The 17,228-nt window shown below is 65.0% G+C and carries 21 protein-coding genes; 9 read left to right on the forward strand and 12 right to left on the reverse strand.

The features are described 5' to 3' along the window. Positions 1–18 precede the first annotated feature (18 nt). From mepA to AC1D05_RS17380, 4 genes are all read right to left on the reverse strand, one after another. Positions 19–1,128: a penicillin-insensitive murein endopeptidase gene (gene mepA, locus AC1D05_RS17365; RefSeq protein WP_477442379.1), complete on the reverse strand. Its 1,110-nt coding sequence runs from the start codon at positions 1,126–1,128 to the stop codon at positions 19–21. A 64-nt stretch (positions 1,129–1,192) separates the two neighbouring features. Next, positions 1,193–2,092 (reverse strand): SDR family oxidoreductase, encoded by a 900-nt coding sequence (locus AC1D05_RS17370; RefSeq protein ID WP_477442381.1) that lies wholly within the window; start codon positions 2,090–2,092, stop codon positions 1,193–1,195. Continuing rightward, a complete protein-coding gene (queG, locus tag AC1D05_RS17375) occupies positions 2,089–3,243 on the reverse strand; it encodes a tRNA epoxyqueuosine(34) reductase QueG (RefSeq protein ID WP_477442383.1) in 1,155 nt (384 codons plus the stop codon). The genes AC1D05_RS17370 and queG overlap by 4 nt, the downstream gene beginning before the upstream one ends. Continuing rightward, positions 3,224–3,916, reverse strand: a complete 693-nt coding sequence (locus AC1D05_RS17380; RefSeq protein WP_027055582.1) for a glutathione S-transferase family protein — start codon at positions 3,914–3,916, stop codon at positions 3,224–3,226. The genes queG and AC1D05_RS17380 overlap by 20 nt, the downstream gene beginning before the upstream one ends. Before the next feature lie 159 nt (positions 3,917–4,075). Between AC1D05_RS17380 and AC1D05_RS17385 the strand changes: the two genes are divergently transcribed. Then, positions 4,076–4,882 (forward strand): undecaprenyl-diphosphate phosphatase, encoded by an 807-nt coding sequence (locus tag AC1D05_RS17385; RefSeq protein ID WP_477442385.1) that lies wholly within the window; start codon positions 4,076–4,078, stop codon positions 4,880–4,882. 176 nt (positions 4,883–5,058) lie between these two features. Here AC1D05_RS17385 and AC1D05_RS17390 read toward each other — a convergent pair whose 3' ends face one another. Together AC1D05_RS17390 and rsmI are read right to left on the reverse strand one after the other, a co-directional pair. After that, positions 5,059–5,436 (reverse strand): YraN family protein, encoded by a 378-nt coding sequence (locus tag AC1D05_RS17390; protein WP_477442387.1) that lies wholly within the window; start codon positions 5,434–5,436, stop codon positions 5,059–5,061. Continuing rightward, entirely contained in the window at positions 5,429–6,343 is a 915-nt protein-coding gene (gene rsmI, locus AC1D05_RS17395; RefSeq protein WP_477442389.1) for a 16S rRNA (cytidine(1402)-2'-O)-methyltransferase, read from the reverse strand. Before rsmI ends, AC1D05_RS17390 begins: the two co-directional genes overlap by 8 nt. Positions 6,344–6,511: 168 nt before the next feature. On the opposite strand from rsmI, the gene AC1D05_RS17400 reads away from it, so the two are divergent. Together AC1D05_RS17400 and AC1D05_RS17405 are read left to right on the forward strand one after the other, a co-directional pair. Continuing rightward, entirely contained in the window at positions 6,512–6,697 is a 186-nt protein-coding gene (locus AC1D05_RS17400) for a hypothetical protein (protein ID WP_477442391.1), read from the forward strand. A 7-nt stretch (positions 6,698–6,704) separates the two neighbouring features. After that, positions 6,705–6,893: a hypothetical protein gene (locus tag AC1D05_RS17405; protein ID WP_095202880.1), complete on the forward strand. Its 189-nt coding sequence runs from the start codon at positions 6,705–6,707 to the stop codon at positions 6,891–6,893. A gap of 90 nt (positions 6,894–6,983) precedes the next feature. Here the strand turns inward: AC1D05_RS17405 and AC1D05_RS17410 are convergent, their stop codons facing one another. The 5 genes from AC1D05_RS17410 to rph are packed head-to-tail and all read right to left on the reverse strand — an operon-like array spanning position 6,984 to position 10,275. After that, positions 6,984–7,307, reverse strand: a complete 324-nt coding sequence (locus AC1D05_RS17410; protein WP_477442393.1) for a low molecular weight protein tyrosine phosphatase family protein — start codon at positions 7,305–7,307, stop codon at positions 6,984–6,986. A gap of 3 nt (positions 7,308–7,310) precedes the next feature. Further along, positions 7,311–8,489 (reverse strand): radical SAM family heme chaperone HemW, encoded by a 1,179-nt coding sequence (hemW, locus tag AC1D05_RS17415; protein ID WP_477442395.1) that lies wholly within the window; start codon positions 8,487–8,489, stop codon positions 7,311–7,313. After that, a complete protein-coding gene (rdgB, locus tag AC1D05_RS17420) occupies positions 8,486–9,133 on the reverse strand; it encodes an RdgB/HAM1 family non-canonical purine NTP pyrophosphatase (RefSeq protein WP_477442397.1) in 648 nt (215 codons plus the stop codon). Before rdgB ends, hemW begins: the two co-directional genes overlap by 4 nt. Further along, positions 9,133–9,543 (reverse strand): VOC family protein, encoded by a 411-nt coding sequence (locus tag AC1D05_RS17425; RefSeq protein ID WP_477442399.1) that lies wholly within the window; start codon positions 9,541–9,543, stop codon positions 9,133–9,135. Before AC1D05_RS17425 ends, rdgB begins: the two co-directional genes overlap by 1 nt. 15 nt (positions 9,544–9,558) lie before the next feature. Next, positions 9,559–10,275 carry a ribonuclease PH gene (gene rph, locus AC1D05_RS17430; RefSeq protein WP_477219021.1) on the reverse strand — a complete coding sequence of 239 codons (717 nt, stop codon included), beginning with the start codon at positions 10,273–10,275 and terminating at the stop codon, positions 9,559–9,561. A gap of 197 nt (positions 10,276–10,472) precedes the next feature. Between rph and hrcA the strand changes: the two genes are divergently transcribed. From hrcA to AC1D05_RS17460, 6 genes are all read left to right on the forward strand, one after another. Continuing rightward, positions 10,473–11,558 (forward strand): heat-inducible transcriptional repressor HrcA, encoded by a 1,086-nt coding sequence (gene hrcA / locus AC1D05_RS17435; RefSeq protein ID WP_172221674.1) that lies wholly within the window; start codon positions 10,473–10,475, stop codon positions 11,556–11,558. A gap of 91 nt (positions 11,559–11,649) precedes the next feature. Further along, on the forward strand, positions 11,650–11,847 hold the full coding sequence (locus AC1D05_RS17440) for a hypothetical protein (RefSeq protein ID WP_095202875.1): 198 nt from the start codon (positions 11,650–11,652) through the stop codon (positions 11,845–11,847). Between the two features lie 92 nt (positions 11,848–11,939). Next, positions 11,940–13,307 carry a PQQ-dependent sugar dehydrogenase gene (locus AC1D05_RS17445; protein ID WP_477442401.1) on the forward strand — a complete coding sequence of 456 codons (1,368 nt, stop codon included), beginning with the start codon at positions 11,940–11,942 and terminating at the stop codon, positions 13,305–13,307. A 109-nt stretch (positions 13,308–13,416) separates the two neighbouring features. Then, positions 13,417–14,034 carry a LysE family translocator gene (locus AC1D05_RS17450; protein WP_477442403.1) on the forward strand — a complete coding sequence of 206 codons (618 nt, stop codon included), beginning with the start codon at positions 13,417–13,419 and terminating at the stop codon, positions 14,032–14,034. Positions 14,035–14,232: 198 nt separating this feature from the next. Then, a complete protein-coding gene (gene cysK / locus AC1D05_RS17455; RefSeq protein ID WP_096452126.1) occupies positions 14,233–15,213 on the forward strand; it encodes a cysteine synthase A in 981 nt (326 codons plus the stop codon). Positions 15,214–15,350: 137 nt separating this feature from the next. After that, entirely contained in the window at positions 15,351–15,977 is a 627-nt protein-coding gene (locus AC1D05_RS17460; protein ID WP_477442405.1) for a glutathione S-transferase family protein, read from the forward strand. Positions 15,978–15,980: 3 nt separating this feature from the next. Here the strand turns inward: AC1D05_RS17460 and AC1D05_RS17465 are convergent, their stop codons facing one another. Next, positions 15,981–17,225 carry an RNA polymerase sigma factor gene (locus tag AC1D05_RS17465; RefSeq protein WP_477442407.1) on the reverse strand — a complete coding sequence of 415 codons (1,245 nt, stop codon included), beginning with the start codon at positions 17,223–17,225 and terminating at the stop codon, positions 15,981–15,983. Between the last annotated feature and the right edge of the window lie 3 nt (positions 17,226–17,228).

Genomic DNA, 17,228 nt, shown 5'->3' on the forward strand with positions numbered 1-17,228 from the left:
GCCGATGGCGCAGCGCAGTCAGTTCACAGGCGGCCGCGAGTTCACAGGCGGCCGGGGTCGGGGAACGGGGGCGCCCATTCTGGGCGTCGCCGCGAAAGCATTTGCCGCGCTTGGCAAATCGCCGTCGCCACTGGCCGTTGTGGCGGGTTGGGGCGACGCTTCCGGTTCGGGTGCGGCGACCACGACCGGCATGGCGCCGCCGTGATAGGTCGCCGCCTCGGCCGAGGCAGGGCCAGGCGCGTCGAGGACGGCGCGGCATTCCTTGGGCAGGTTGGCCATCGTCATCACATCGCGCGCCTTCGGCGCATCCGGGTTCTTGTTGGGCCGCCACGGTTCTTCCGTGAACCACCAGGCCAGCGGCTTGCCGCAACCGTCATCATCGGGCGTCGCTTCCTGCGCCTTGCAGTTGGGCGAGCCCGGCTGGCAGCCGATGCGCATGTGGAAATGATAGTCGTGGCCCCAGAACGGCCGGATCTTGCGCAACCAGGTGCGGTCGCCCTTGACGGTGTCGCAGAGCTTTTTCTTGATGCCGGGATTGACCAGGATGCGCTCGACTTCCGGGTAGCCCGCCGCCCGCTTCAGGAGTGCGGTGTGCTGCGGCTTCCACAGCGCGTCCTTCACCAGATGCGTCTTCTCGTCGACCATCAAGGTGGCGCTCATCGATTCGCGCTGCGCCATCGACAGCGGGCGGCTGGGCATCGGCGTCAGCCAGATATCGGCATCGAGGCCTATCTGGTGCGAGGCGTGGCCGGTCAGCATCGGGCCGCCGCGCGGCTGGGCGATGTCGCCGATCAGAAGGCCTGGCCAGCCGTCGACGGCGGCATCGCGCGACAGTTTCTCGATCAGCGCGATCAGCGCCGGATGACCCCAGCGGCGGTTGCGCGACGGCCGCATCACCTCCCAGGTCGGGCCATCCATGGGAATGGCGACACCGCCGGCAAAACAGCCCTTGGAATAGAAGCCTATCGACTGCGCCGCGGTCGCGGTCGGCAGTTTTTCCGCGCCGAACAGGTCCTTTGCCCGTTCCTCGGCCATCGCCGGTTGCACGGCGAGACCGGTCAGGGCAAGCAGACCAAGTGCCGCCAGCAGCGATTTCCTGCCCAAGGATGACCGCGTCGCTGTCTTCATGAAACCGGATCCCCACCGCAATCTCAGCCCGAATCATAGCACGCAACGCATGACGCTTCGATCGTCAGCGCTTCATCGGGCTGCGCGCCTCGCCCTCGCGCCAGTCGCCACTTGCCCACATATGGTCGAAGGCAGCGCGGTAGTCCGGAAAGCGAAGGCGATAGCCCGCCGCCTTGATCGCCGCATTGGCGACACGCTTGTTCTCGCCATAGAAGGACCGCGCCATGGGCGAAAGTTGGGCGGTCTCGAACGGAATTTCGGGCGGCGGTTCGATGCCCATCAGCGATGCGGCATAGGCGACGACATCCTGCGGCGGCGCCGGCTCGTCATCGGTGACGTTGAAGATGCCGCCTGCATTACCTTTGATCAGCTGCCAGAGAGCGCCGGCAATGTCGTCGCAATGGATGCGGTTGAACACCTGACCGGGCTTGACCAGCCGTCGCGCGGTACCGTTTTCCAGATTGACCAGCCCATTGCGGCCAGGGCCGTAAATGCCGGACAGGCGCAGGATCGCCACTGGCCGGCCGATCTGCTCGCCGAGCTTCAGCCACTGCTGCTCAGCCTCGACCCGCATAATGGAGCGTTTCGACACCGGCCGGCACGTGGTCTTTTCGTTGACCCAGGCGCCGCCATAATCGCCATAGACGCCGACGGTGGAGAGATAGCCGATCCATTCCAGCGCCGGCATTTGGGCGATCACCTCCCGGGCGGCACTCAACACGGGATCGCCAGCCTCTTCCGGGGCGACCGAAATCACCAGATGCGTCGTTTTGTTTAGTGCATCGGCGATTTCACCAGTCAGAGCGCCGTCGAACAGCAGCGGTGCGATGCCGGCCTGCCGTAGCGGCTCGAATTTCTCCGGCGAACGCGTCGTACCGAAAATCGTGGCGGCGCCCGGATTGGCGCGGGCAAAGGCCTTGCCAGAATAGCCGGCGCCGAAGATGAAGATCTGCTTTTCGCTCATGCATGCGTCCTGGTTGGCCGTGCCAGACGCCATTCCTCGCGCACGGCATCATCGCTCTCGGTCTTCAGGCCGGTCTCGGCCCGCTCGGAATATTCGGCATCCGGCACCAGCCGCGCCAGCGCCCATATTGCCGCGCCGCGCACCAGTGGCGAGGCGTCGGCGAGCAGATTCCGGACACGGCCTGCAAGGGCGGCCTCGCCGGAATTGCCGGCGGCGATCAGCACGTTGCGGATGAAGCGATCGCGGCCGATGCGCTTTATTGGTGAACCCGAGAAGAAGGCGCGGAAGGCCGCGTCGTCCAGTTCGAGCAGTTGGCCAAGCGGCGGCTCGCGCAAATCGTCGCGTGCGGCGAGTTTTGCTTCTGAGGCTACCCGAGCGAACTTGTTCCACGGGCAAGCGGCCAGACAATCGTCGCAGCCATAGATGCGATTGCCGATCTTCTCGCGAAATTCATGCGGGATCGGTCCCTTGTTCTCGATGGTGAGATACGAAATACAGCGCCGCGCATCGAGCCGGTAGGGCGCCGGGAAAGCATCGGTCGGGCAGGCGTCGAGGCAAGCCCGGCAGGAGCCGCAGTGGTCGATCTCGGCTCGGTCGGGCGCCAGTTCGGCCGTGGTGAAGATGGTGCCGAGGAACAGCCAGGAGCCGTGCTCGCGGCTGACCAGATTGGTGTGTTTTCCCTGCCAGCCAAGCCCGGCGGCTTCCGCCAGCGGCTTTTCCATGACCGGTGCGGTGTCGACAAACACCTTCACGTCGCCGCCGGCGCGCGCCACGATCTTGCCGGCGATCTCCTTCAGCCGGCCCTTCATCACCTCGTGATAGTCGCGGTTTTGCGCATAGACCGAGATGGCGCCCCGGTCGCGCCTGGCTTGCAGCGCACGTGGATCATGGTCGGGGCCGTAATTCATCGCCAGCACGATAATCGAGCGCACTTCAGGCCATAGCGCTGTCGGTTCACCCCGGCGCGCGATCGTCTCGGCGATCCAGTCCATCGAGCCGTGAAAGCCGTCGGCGACGAATTCGGCCAGGCGCGCCGGCGCCAACGGGATCGCGTCGGGAGAGGTGACGGCTATGGCATCGAAGCCGGCGCGATGCGCCTCCGCGTCAATCAGCGCGCGCAGTTTTGCGGCGTCAGAAGTCGAGGTCCGCATAATGCGACACCGGCGACAGGCCGCGCACGCGGTCGGTCAAGAGCGGCCTGAACGAGGGTCGCGACTTCACCCGCGTGTACCATTCGCGCGCCGCGGCATGTTCGCGCCAGTCGATCTCGCCGAGATAATCGAGCACCGACAGCGTCGCGGCGGCTGCAAGGTCGGCATAGGTGACCCTGCCGCCGGCCAACCAATGGCGGGTGCCGGCCAGCCAGTTGGTGTATTTCATGTGCTGGCGGATGTTGGCGCGCGCCGCGCGGATGGCGCCCGAATCGGGCGAGCCGCCGCCCGCCGTTTCCGGCATGACCGGCTTCAGCACGCGTTCGCGCACCAGATGCCTTGTGACCTCGCTCTCGGCCTTGTTGAGGTACCAGTCGGTCAGCCGGCGGATTTCGGCGCGCTGCATCGGGTCTTCGGCGAACAGCCGCTTGTCGCGCTTCAGAACACCGCGCGTCTCGTCGAGATATTCAGCGATGACCGTCGCGCCGACGATCGGCACGTCGCCTTCGGCGAGCAGGATCGGCAGCGTGCCGGCCGGGTTCAGCGCCAAAAACTCCTTGCGCCGTGTCCACGGCTTTTCCTCGATCAGCGCCAGCTCCTCGCCATACTCGCCAAAGGCAAGGCGGACGAAGCGGCAGGTGGCGAACATGGGGTGATGGAAAAGCGTCAGCATGGTTCCGCGATGATAAAGCGCACTGGCGAATCGCCGGGCGCACCGGTAAGTCTTGGCCGCCCGGTTAGCGGGCCGTCAGGGTGTTGCGACCTATAGGGGGACTTCAACGCCATGACAAGCAAGCCGTTCTGTTAGCCGTCGCGCAAAGCCGAGGTAGCCATGGAAAGCCAGACCATCGTCGAAGCCCTGCTGCTCGGCCTGCTGGAGGGGTTGACCGAGTTCATACCAGTGTCCTCGACCGGCCATATCCTGCTCGCCGGCCATTTCCTCGGCTTCCATTCGACCGGCAAGGCCTTCGAGATCCTGATTCAGCTCGGCGCCATCCTGGCAATTTTGAGCGTCTATTTCCGCCGCCTGTGGCAGATGCTGCTCGACCTGCCGCATGACCGGCTGACGCGGCATTTCGTCATCGGCATCCTCATTGCCTTCCTGCCGGCGGCGATCATCGGCGCGCTGGCGCATGATTTCATCAAGACAGTGCTGTTCGAATCGCCACGGCTGATCTGCATCATGCTGATCATCGGCGGCGTCGTGCTGCTGGCGGTCGACCGCATGAACCTGAAGCCGGTCTACCGCGACGTCGAGCGCTTCCCGACCCGGCTTTATCTGCAGATCGGGCTTTTCCAGTGCCTGTCGCTGATCCCCGGCACGTCGCGCTCCGGCTCGACCATCGTCGGCGCGCTGCTGTTGGGCGTCGACAAGCGGGCGGCGGCGGAATTTTCCTTCTTCCTCGCCATCCCGACCATGGTCGGCGCCTTTGCCTTCGACCTGTTCAAGAACCGCAACGTGCTGACCACGGCCGACTTGCCGATCATCGCCATCGGCTTCGTCGCAGCCTTCGTCACCGCGCTTATCGTCGTCCGCTACCTGCTCGATTACGTCTCGCGCAACGGCTACTCGCTGTTCGGCTGGTGGCGGCTGGTGGTGGGGATTGTCGGACTGGTGGCGTTGATGATCTGGGGGTGAGGAGTGGTCCGCGTAGCGGACGGAAAGCCAATTGCTTGGCTTTCCGAACGACGAACGGTGAAGGCCCGGTCCGCCTTCGGGCGGATCAGAAGGTCCAGTGGACCTTTTGAAGGAGACTGAACGCCCGAAGGGCAGGGAGCCAGCGAAGGGCGAGCAACGCCCGTCAGTAGCTCCCTCTAATTCCGTCCATAAAACGCGTTCTCGACATGCACCGGCCAGCGCCAGGGTAGCACTGCGACCATGTCGAAGCGCATTGACAGTTTGCCGTAGTCCGGCTGTCGCGACAGCCAGATATCGGCGGCGCCCTCGATGCGACGCTCCGATTCGTGACCGATCGCCTCCATGGCTTCCATCAGCGTGCGCCGTACCTTGACCTCGACGAACAGCACCAGGTCGCCACGTCGCGCGATCAGGTCGATCTCGCCGAAGCGGGTGCGATGGCGGCGCGCGAGAATGCGGTAGCCCTTCAGCATCAAAGCTGCCGCCGCCAGCCATTCGCCGCGATGGCCGCGCCGATAGGCTTTCTGGCGGCTGGCGCTCGGACGCTCAGCCACCGTCGCCTTCTCCTGAGGCATCCTTGAGCTCCAGCAGCCGCCGATAGAGCGCCTGTTTCTGGCCGCCGGTCATCTTGGCAGCTTCCGCTGCCGCCTTGGAGGCCGGCATTTCGGCGGCAAGCGACAACAGCAGCCGGTCAATATCGGCCGGCTCGTCCGGCTTGGCCTCGGCGGGGCCGACGCAGACGACGATCTCGCCCTTCGGCGTGTCGGCCGCCGCATAATGGTCGGCCAGCGCCCGCAGCGTGCCGATGCGCATTTCCTCGAAGGTCTTGGTCAGTTCCCTGCCGATGGCGGCTTTGCGTTCGCCGCCGAGCGCTTCGACCATGGCGCCGAGCGACTCGGCCAGCCGCCGCGGCGATTCGAAGAAGATCAGCGTCGCCGGCACCGCCTTCAGCGCTTCCAGCCGCGTCAGCCGCTGGCCTGATTTGACTGGCAAAAATCCGGCGAACATGAAGGCGTCGGATGGCAGGCCGGATGCGGTCAGCGCGGCAAGCGGCGCCGACGGGCCGGGGATCGGCACGACGCGAATGCCGTGGTCGATCGCCTCGCCAACCAAGCGATAGCCGGGATCGGAGACCAGCGGCGTGCCGGCGTCGGAAATCAGCGCCACGCTCTGGCCGGCCTGAAGGGCTGATATCAGCTTCGGCCCGGCTTCGCCGGCATTGTGCTCGTGATAGGCGGTGGTGCGGCGTCGGATGCCGTAGCGGTCGAGCAGCACGCGCGACACCCTTGTGTCCTCGCAAGCGACGATGTCGGCTGCAGCCAGCGTCTGCAGCGCGCGCAGCGTGATGTCGGCGAGATTGCCGATCGGGGTGGCCACCAGATAGAGTGCCGGCTCGAGCGGACGGGCCGCGATCTCGGTCTGCCCGACCACATAGCTGCGCTTGCCCGTCTCATCGGTCACTGATGCCGTCTCCGTTCAGCCCTGTCTGGCCTGCCAAATCTTGTTTGGCATGGCTGGTGCCGGCTTGCAAAAGCTCACGCCGATGTAAGGCAATCGCCATGCCTTCGCCACAGTGGGGAACCAAACCGGAATTGGCAGATTTAGCCCCTGATTCCGGAGGAGGACAGGATGGACAGCCTAAGGATACAGGACGCTTTCGAACCCTACTATGCCGGCCGCAAGCGCGTCGCCGTACCCAGGGACAAGCGCCTGCCAGCCAAGACCGATACTAGCCTGACAAAGCGGGCGACAACCGCCTTGCCGACGAATGTCAGGCTTTCCGACAACGAACCAGACAGCACGACGGAGCACTGACCGTACGATGCCCAATCGCTTCGATATCTTCATCACCCGCCTTGAAACGAAAACCGCCAGAGAAGGCGTGCCGCCGCATCCGATGAACGACCAGCACAGCGTTCGCCGCGAAAAGGCCGATGCCAAACCGGCCCGGAACGGTGAGGCGCATGCCGAGAAGGATCGCGGCAAGCGCCGTTTCAAGCACGACGCCTGACAAGCGCGACCTCCGCGATTGCTCTCGCTTCGTCATCCTGGGCGGAGATGGGGCAATGCGGCGCGGATTCGAGGACGGCGAGGATCTGGTTCACCCCAGATAGCGTGAAACGCGCGCCTTCAGAAGGTCAATCAGCTCCAGGTCCATGAATTCATAGTTGTCCGGTATATCGAGGCAGATGACCCTCGCCTTCTTCAGGCTCGTCTTGAATTTCTTCTGCAGTTTGGTGCGGTGCGCCTTTTCCATGACGAAGATGATGTCGGCCCACTCCACCAAATCATGCGTCAGCGGCGTGTCGGCGTCATGGTTGGTCCCCGCCGATGCGACCTCGATATCCCGGCGCGTGGAAAACACCTGCTCGGCGGTCGGGCTCCGCAAGCGGTTCTGGCTGCAGATAAAGAGGACGTTTTTCAAAGGCTACCGCGCCAGGTCCGCCACCACGGCGTCGAGCACGATCATGCCGGCCGGCGTGGCGCGCAGCCGTGCATTGCCGATCGGCGCCACCAGCCCCTCGCCCTGCAGCGTCGACAGCCGTGCCGTCGACAGGCCGCGCCCGGAAAACGCCTCGTAGCGCGAGAGGTCGATGCCTTCGGCGAGCCTCAGCCCCATCAGCAGGAACTCGTCGGCCTCCTCCGAGCGCGTCAGGATTTCACCGCCGGTGACACCATGGCCCTTGGCCTCGACGAGGTTGGCCCAGGTTTCCGGCATCCGCTCGGCGATCGTCACCGTGCGGCGGCCATTCTCGACGAATCGGCCATGCGCGCCGGGGCCGACGCCGACATATTCGCCATAGCGCCAATAGGTCAGATTGTGCCGGCTTTCGGCGCCCGGCCGGGCATGGTTGGAAATCTCGTAGGCCGGCAGGCCGTGTGCCGTGGTGATCTCCTGCGTCAGCGCATAGAGATCGGCGGCGTGGTCATTGTCGGGGATGATGAACTTTTTTGCCGCATGCAGCGCGTGGAACGGCGTGCCTTCCTCGATGGTCAGCTGGTAGAGCGACAGATGATCGGCGGCATGGCCGATCGCCTGTTCGAGCTCCGCTGCCCAGTCTTCCGGCGTCTGGCCGGGTCGGGCATAGATCAGGTCAAAGGACAAGCGCGGAAAGATTTCCCGGGCCAGGCCGATGGCATGCAGCGCTTCGTCGACATTGTGCAGCCGGCCGAGGAAACGCAAATCCTTATCGTTCAGCGCCTGCACGCCGAGCGAGACGCGATTGACGCCCGCCGCCCGGTAGCCGCGAAAGCGTTCGGCCTCGACCGAGGATGGGTTGGCCTCCAGCGTCACCTCGATACCGTCAGGCACCGTCCAGTTCTTCGCCACCGCGTCCAGAACCCTGGCCACCGTTTCCGGCTTCATCAGCGACGGCGTGCCGCCGCCGAGGAAGATGCTGGTCACCTCGCGCGGACCGGTGCGCTGACGCATGGTTGCCAATTCCGCCTCGAAGGCGGCGGCAAAGCGCTCCTGGTCGACCGGCTGGTGGCGGACATGGCTGTTGAAGTCGCAATAGGGGCACTTGGCCGCGCAGAACGGCCAATGGATGTAGACGCCGAAGCCGGGGCTGCGATCCAGCGGCATGGTGATGCCGGATCCAGTCATGCCGAGCCCAATCTCGCTTTGGCGAATTTCTGGAAAGCACGGGCGCGATGTGAGAGCGCCGTGGCCTGGCCGGGTTTCCAGCCGTGTTTTTCCTCGGCGCTCATCTCGCCGAAGGTTTTTTCGAAACCATCGGGCAAAAACACCGGATCATAGCCGAAACCAAGCTCGCCGCGCGGCGGCCAGACCAGCGTGCCTTCGGCCTCGCCGCGATAATATTCGGCCTCGCCATCGGGAAAGGCCAGACAAATGACGGCGACAAAGCGGCCCTTGCGCTGCTCGGCCGCGGCGGCGCCGACTTCCTGCAGCGCCACTTCGGTGCGCTGCATGGCCATGGCGAAGTCTCTGCTGCCATCCGGCGTTTCGGCCCAGTTGGCGGTGTAGACACCGGGCGCGCCATCGAGCGCGTCGACACAGAGGCCAGAATCGTCCGACAGCGCCGGCAGGCCGGTCGCCTGTGCGGCGGCGAGCGCCTTGATGTAGGCATTTTCCTCGAAAGTGGTGCCGGTCTCTTCCGGCTCCGGCAGGCCAAAGGCCTTGGCCGACTTCGCCTCGAAGCCGAACGGCCCCATCAAATCGGCGAATTCGCGCAGCTTGCCCGCATTGTGGCTGGCAACGACGATCTTCTTGCCATCAAGAGTATGCATCAAAGGCCCCAGATTCTCGGCTCGGCGAACTCGATCGAATTGCCCGAGGGGTCGCGTATATAGATCGAACGGCCACCTTGCGGCCATTCGAATTCGCTTTCGATGGCGATTCTTTTTGTCGCCAGATGCGCTTTCCAGCCGGCGATTTCGTCGGCGGTTGCCGCAAAGCAGAGATGACCTTCGCCGACCGTGCCATGCGGCGGCACCGGCAGTCGGGCGTCGGGCGCCGGCGGGATCCTGGTTGCCTCGGCGTTGAAGATGAGCAGCACGCCGGCCCCGCAGCGGAAGAAGAGGTGGCGGCCGTCGACCTTGCCGAGGAGGGTGAGGCCGAGGATGTTGACATAAAATTCTTCCGCCGCCGCCAGATCGGTGACGTACAGGGCTGATTCCAGGATGGCGGAGGGTGTCACCAGAAAACCAATGGCCTAAGCCACCGCCATCTGCTGCAGGCTGACAAGGCGTTGGATGCCTTTCTTGGCCAGGCCCATCAGTTCTCCGAACTGGTCTTCCGAGAACGGCTCGCCCTCGGCGGTGCCCTGGATCTCGACGATGCCGCCCTTGCCGGTCATGACGAAATTGGCGTCGGTGCCGGCCGAGGAATCCTCGAGATAATCGAGGTCGATGACAGGCTGGCCGTCATGAATGCCGCAGGAGATCGCCGCGACATGGTCCTTCAGCACCTTGGCGACACTGGCCATCTGGCGGGCTTCCATCCAGCGCAGGCAGTCATAAAGCGCCACCCAGCCGCCGGTGATCGAGGCGGTACGGGTGCCGCCATCGGCCTGGATGACGTCGCAATCGACGGTGATCTGCTGCTCGCCCAGCGCCTGCAAATCGACCACGGCGCGCAGCGAACGGCCGATCAGGCGTTGGATTTCCAGCGTGCGGCCGCCCTGCTTGCCGGCGGAAGCCTCGCGGCGCATGCGCTCGCCGGTCGAGCGCGGCAGCATGCCATATTCGGCCGTCACCCAGCCCTTGCCGGAATTGCGCATCCAGCCGGGCACCTTTTCCTCGAGGCTGGCGGTGCACAGGACATGGGTGTCGCCGAACTTCACCAGGCATGAGCCTTCGGCATGCTTGGAGACGCCGCGCTCGAAGGAGATGGCGCGCATTTCGTCGAATTGGCGTTTGGAGGGTCGCATTCAGGCTACTTTCTTGTCACTTTTTGAAATCTTGGCCGGCTTGTAGCCGCATGGGGCCTATGGCGCAAAGGAAAATGGCCTGACGGCCGCAAACGCGGCACCGGGTGATCTGGCCAGACACCGGGTGCCTGACACAGACACTGGGTTGCGCGAGCCTAGTGTAAGTCTATATTCTTGGGCCGGAGGTTTTTGGCCACATGACCAAAGCAGTCGCCGAACCCAGTTTGCTGTCGCCCGCTCTGCAATCGCTGGATATGCGCTCGCGTGACATCTTCCGGCGCATCGTCGATTCTTATCTCAGGGATGGCGAGCCCGTGGGCTCGCGCAGCCTGTCGCGCATCCTGCCCTCCTCACTGTCGCCGGCCACCATCCGCAACGTGATGAGCGACCTCGAGCATCTTGGCCTGATCTACGCTCCGCACATCTCCGCCGGCCGGCTGCCGACGCAGGCGGGCCTGCGCTTCTTCGTCGACGCCTTCATGGAGCTTGGCGACCTCTCCGACGAGGAGCGCCGTACCATCGAGGCACAGGTGCGGGCCTCCGGCTCGGGCGCGACGCTGGAGCACATGCTGACCGAGGCCAGCCAGATGCTGTCGGGCATGTCGCGCGGCGCCGGCCTGGTGCTGGCCGCCAAGAACGAGGTGGCGCTGAAGCATATCGAATTCATCCAGCTGGAGCCGACCAAGGCGCTGGCCGTGCTGGTGTCACAGAATGGCGATGTCGAAAACCGCGTCGTCGAGCTGCCCGCCGGCATCACCGTCTCGCAACTGCACGAGGCGTCGAATTTCCTCAATGCGCATATTCGCGGCCGTACGCTGGCCGAAGCCCGGGTCGAGATCGCGCGCATCAAGGAAGAGACACGGGCGGCGCTTGATACGCTGTCGCAAGACCTCGTCGAGAAGGGCCTGGCGGTGTGGGCTGGCGCCGACAGCGGCCTGCCGGCGCGGCTCATCGTGCGCGGCCGCGCCAATCTGCTCGAAAACGTCACCGCCCAGGCCGATATCGAATTGCTGCGGCATTTGTTCGAGGACATGGAGACGCAGGATGGGCTGATCCAGCTGCTTGATCTGGCCGAGCAGGGATCGGGCGTGCGCATCTTCATCGGTTCGGAAAACAAGCTGTTCTCGCTGTCGGGCTCGTCGCTGGTGGTCGCGCCCTATCGCGACAAGGATGCCCGCGTCGTCGGCGCGCTCGGCGTCATCGGTCCAACCCGGCTCAACTACGCCCGCATCGTGCCGATGGTCGATTATACCGCGCAGCTGATATCGCGCATGTTGCGCTAGGTGTATTGATATTCAGCCGGCCTGCAAACGGCCTGACCTGAATCTCCGCACCTGGATCCTGAATCGAACAAGGCTGCTGAGGAGAAAAAGAATGGCACTCGAAGAACTCAAGGCCCGGATCAGCCTGCTGCTCGAGGAGATGGTCAACCAGCCGGAAGACCAGCACGAAATCCAGGAACAATTGCGCGAAAAGCTGCAGGAAATGCGTGCCATGGGCCTGCCGTTGCCGGCGGATCTGGTCGCGCTGGAAAAACGCCTCGATGACGATTTTTTAGCCGCCGGGACATAGACCAGAACCCGGACTTTCGCTTCCAGCGCATCTGAGGCGGAACCCGGGGACAGACCGGCCGTTGGTTCCTTCGCGACCCGATGGAGGACAAAATGATCCGATTGGCCGGACTGGTGCTTCCCGCCCTCTTGCTGACAAGCGTGGCGTTCGCCCAGCAGGCCGATCAGCCGGTGCTGAAGGGCGCGGCCGCCTTCGGCGACTGGCGCGCCGACAATCCCGGGGTGCGCCGGCTGATAACGCCGGAAGAGCTGCCGAAGCCCTATGTCACCAAATCGGCCTCGAACGGCGCCGGCCTTGCCGAAAGGCCAGCGGACGCCAAACCGCAATTGCCGCCCGGCTTTTCGGCCGAGCTGATTGCCTCCGGCATCGACAATCCGCGAGTCGTGCGCGTCGCACCCAATGGCGACCTGTTCGTCGCCGACAGCGAAGCCAACCAGATCCGCGTCTATCGGCTGTCCAAGGACAGCGCCAAGCCTGCCGAAGACGGCATCTTCGCCGGCAATCTCAACCAACCCTATGGCATTGCCTTCTATCCGCCAGGCGATGACCCGCAATGGGTCTATGTCGCCAACAGCGACAGCATCGTGCGCTTTGCCTACCGCAAGGACGACCTGAAGGCATCGGGCGAACCGGAAACCATCCTCGACAACATTCCCTCGAACCATCACTGGACGCGCGACATCGTCTTTTCGCCTGATGGCAAGACGCTCTATCTGTCGGTCGGCTCGGGTTCGAACGTCGCCGAGGATATGGGCAAGGAGCCGGATGGCGGCTTGGACGCGTGGGTCAAGGCGAAGCCGCTGGGCGCCACCTGGGGCTCCGAAGAAGGCCGCGCCGACGTGCAGGCCTTCGACCCGGACGGCAAGAACGGCCGCATCGTTGCCACCGGCCTGCGCAACTGTTCGGGCATGACTGTCCAGCCGGCGACCGGTGCGCTGTGGTGCGTCGTCAACGAGCGCGACGCACTCGGCGACAATGTGCCGTTCGAATACGCCACGTCGGTTCGGGATGGCGCCTTCTACGGCTGGCCGTGGTACTATATCGGCAACCATGAGGATCCGCGCCACAAGGGCGCGCGCCCCGATCTCGCTGGCAAGGCCGATATTCCCGATGTGCTGATGCAGGCGCATTCGGCGCCGCTCAACATCGCCTTTTACGACCGCAAGGATTTTCCGGCCGACAGCGGTTTTCCCAGGGAATACCGGGGCGACGCTTTTGTCGCCCTGCACGGTTCGTGGAATCGCGGCAACAGGACCGGCTACAAGGTGGTCCGCCTGCTGTTCAGGGATGGCAAGCCGACCGGCGAATACGAGGATTTCATGACCGGCTTCGTCGTCTCCAATGGCGACGTGTGGGGTCGGCCGGTGGGCGTGGCAGTGGCGGCCGACGGCGCGCTGATCGTGACCGAGGACGGCAACGGCACAATCTGGCGCGTGACCTATGATGGCGGGCGGTCCTGACCGCGTTTCGGCGTGGTGCAATGGAATCCGGCGTCAGGCAATTCCCGCTTGCCTGACTTTGTGCGACAAGGCGCCGTCCCAACAGCGTTCCCGGACGCAAGGTTCGACCATGACCCTCACCGGCTTCCTCGCCTACAGTGCCGCCCTCGGCATCGCCGCCGCCATTCCCGGCCCCGGCGTCACCGCGCTTGTCGCGCGGGCGCTCGGCTCCGGCTTTCGCTCGTCGCTCGCCATGTCGTTTGGCCTGATGCTGGGCGACCTCACCTATCTGACCGCCGTCGTGCTTGGCCTCGCCTTCGTTGCCCAGACCTTCGGCATGGTTTTCCTCGCCATCAAATGGCTGGGTGTCGCCTATCTCGCATTTCTGGGCTGGCGCTTCTGGACCGCCGGCATCACGCCCGAAACCGTCGAAGCCCGGAAGGGTAAGGGCGGACTGGTTTCGAGCTTTGTCGCCGGCCTCACCGTCACGCTCGGCAATCCGAAGACGATGATCTTCTACCTCGCCATCACGCCGACCATCGTCGACCTGAAGACGATCACACTTGCGGACTACGGCATTCTCGTCGCGCTGACGGTCGTGGTCCTTTCTGTCGTGCTGGTGCCCTACCTGGCGCTCGCGGCCAAGGCGCGCTGGTTCCTGAAATCGCCGCGTGCGCTGAAGGTGCTGAACCGCACCGCCGCCGGCTTCATGGTGGGCGCCGCAGCAGCGATCGCGGCCCGCCAGTAGCACCCTTTCAGCCAAAACATTCCGGGGCCAGGCTTCCTCGTGAAATGCTTTTCCGGGACAAGGGCGTTTTAGACACAGGCCCCACTCGGATATTTCCGGCCGACAGCTTATGTTGCGCGGCTGAAAGCCTTATCTTGCCGGCTGCAATGCCACTTGCCTGAAATTCTCCACTTGCCTGAAATTCTGGGAGCGAAACCAATGAACAAGCCTGTCACCTCCGCCCGCGTCCCCGGCCGCGGCCGCATCTACAGTTCCATCACCGACACGATCGGCGACACGCCCCTGGTACGGCTCGACAAGTTCGCCAAGGAGAAGGGCATCGTCGCCAATCTCGTTGCCAAGCTCGAATTCTTCAACCCGATCGCCTCGGTCAAGGACCGTATCGGCGTGGCGATGATCGAGGCGCTGGAGGCGGCCGGCAAGATTTCGCCCGGCAAGACGACACTGATCGAGCCGACCTCGGGCAACACCGGCATCGCGCTTGCCTTCGCCGCCGCTGCCAAGGGCTACAAGCTGATCCTGACCATGCCCGAGACGATGTCGGTCGAGCGCAGAAAAATGCTGGCGCTGCTCGGCGCCGAGCTGGTGCTGACCGAAGGCCCCAAAGGCATGAAGGGCGCCATCGCCAAGGCCGACGAGCTGGCCGCGACGATCCCCAACGCCGTCATCCCGCAGCAGTTCGAAAACCCCGCCAATCCGGAGATCCACCGCAAGACGACAGCGCAGGAAATCTGGAACGACACGCAGGGTGAGGTCGATATCTTCGTCGCCGGCATCGGCACGGGCGGCACCATCACCGGCGTCGGCCAGGTGCTGAAGAAACTCAAGCCCTCGCTGCATGTCGTCGCCGTCGAGCCGGAAGCCTCGCCGGTGCTGTCGGGCGGCCAGCCTGGCCCGCACAAGATCCAGGGCATCGGCGCCGGCTTCGCGCCGAAAATCCTCGACACCACGATCTATGACGAGATCGTCAAGGTTTCCAACGAGGATTCCGTTGCCAATGCGCGCCTCGTCGCCCGCCTCGAAGGTGTGCCGGTCGGCATCTCGTCGGGTGCTGCCCTGCAAGCGGCAATCGTCGTCGGCTCGCGGCCGGAGAATAAGGGCAAGACCCTGGTCGTGGTCATCCCCGATTTCGCCGAACGCTATCTGTCGACCATCCTATTCGAAGGGCTGGGGGCGTAGTTCCGCAGCCTCGACGAACCGCGGCATTTGCTGGCCCGCTGAAAAACCGCTGGTGGCGATCGCCGGCGGCTTGAGCGAGACGCAGCTTCCGGTTCATATCGCCCCGGCCCGTTTTCCACGGGCCGGGGGAGGATTTCATGTACAAGCTTTATACCCGCCCGGGCAGCGGCGGCTTCGTCGTCGAGGCAGCACTCGCCTTGGCCAACGCGCCATTCGAGCAGATCGACGTGCCGAAGACCGACCGGCCCGATCCGGCCTTCCTCGACATCAGCCCGCTGAACCAGGTGCCGGTGCTGACCTTGCCGGACGGAAGCTCGATGACCGAATCGGCGGCAATCTGCATCCTGCTCGCCGAGCGCCATCCCGATGCCGGCCTGGCGCCGGCGGTCGACGCGCCGGCCCGCGCCGAGTTCCTGCGCTGGATGGCCTTCATGTCGTCGGTGCTCTACCCGGCGGTGCTGCGGCTCTACTACGCCTATCGCTACACGGCCGACGCCGACGGCACGAAGGCCGTCAAGCAGGCGGCCGTCGCCGAAATGGACCGCGGTTTCGCCGTCCTCGATGCCGCTCTGCAAGGCCGTGATTGGCTGGTCGGCGAGACCATGTCGCTGGCCGACATCTATCTCGTCATGCTCATTGCCTGGCATCCCGACATCGACAGAGCGCGGGCGGCATGGCCGAACATTGAACAGCTCTGGGCCAAGTTGCGTGGCCATCCGCTGATGAAGAGACTCAACATTTCGCACGAGATGTGGCCGGGCTGAAGGTCAGTTGCGCAGCGCGGCGCGTTCGTCCTGCAGAAACCGGCGCACCGCCGGATCGCGCTCGAGGCCGATCGCCCTGTCATAGGCCTCGCTTGCCTGCGGCACCTGACCGAGCCTGGCCAGGAGACCGGCCCGCGCCGCCCAATAGGGCTGATACTCATTGAGCCGTTTGTCGTCGCCCAGCACGTACAGGGCTGCCAGCCCCGCCATGGCGCCCTCCGTCTCGGCGAGTGCCACCGCGCGGTTGATCGCCACCACCGGCGATCCGACGATCGAAAACAGCGCGTCGTAGAGCGCGCGGATCGCCGGCCAGTCGGTGCGGCCGGTCAGCCGCCGCGCCGCATGCGCCGACTGGACGGCCGCCTCGAGCTGGTAGCGGCCGACGACGCCGCCCGCCGCGGCATGGGAAAGCAGCGCCTCCGCCTCATCGATGAGAGCGCGGTCCCACAGCGCGTAATCCTGTTCGGCCAGCGGCACGAAGTCGCCTTCGGCGCTGCGCCGGGCGGCGCGGCGCGCCTCGGCAAACAGCATCAGCGCCAGCAGGCCAAGCGCTTCCGGCTCTTCCGGCATCAGCGTCGCCACCAGGCGGCCAAGCCAGATGCCTTCGGTGGCAAGGTTGCGGCGCCGCGTCTCGGTGCCGGCCGGATCGGACCAGCCTTCGGCGAAAGCCGCGTAGATCGCCTCCAGCACGGCATCCAGCCGTTCGCCGAGTTCGGCCCGCTCCGGCACGCGGAATGGAATGCCGGTTTCGCGGATGCGCGCCTTGGCGCGCACCAGCCGCTGGCCCATCGTTGCCGGCGAGACCAGGAAGGCGGAAGCGATCGTCGCGGCATCGAAGCCAAGCACGGTCTGCAGGATCAACGGCGCCCGCACACCCGGCTCGATCGCCGGATGCGCGCAGGCAAACATCAGCCGCAGCCGCTCGTCGGGCAGGTCCTCCTCGGTCATATGCGCCTCCATCTCTTCGGCGATCAGCTGGAGATGATCGCGGGCCGCCTCTCGGGTGAGCCGCCGCCGCACCGCATCGACGCGGCGGCGTCGCGCCACCGCCAGCAGCCAGGCTTCCGGCTTTTCAGGCACGCCTGACTTTGGCCAGCGTTCGAGCGCCGCGGCAAAGGCGTCGGCCAGCGCATCCTCGGCGGCGGCCACGTCGCGCGTGCGCGCCGCAAGCCAGGCGACCAGCTTGCCATAGCTCTGCCGGGCGGCGGCCTCGGCGGCCGCCCGGGCGATCTCCGGGCGACTGTCCATCAC

It is taken from the genome of Mesorhizobium sp. P2_E9, from assembly GCF_056403815.1.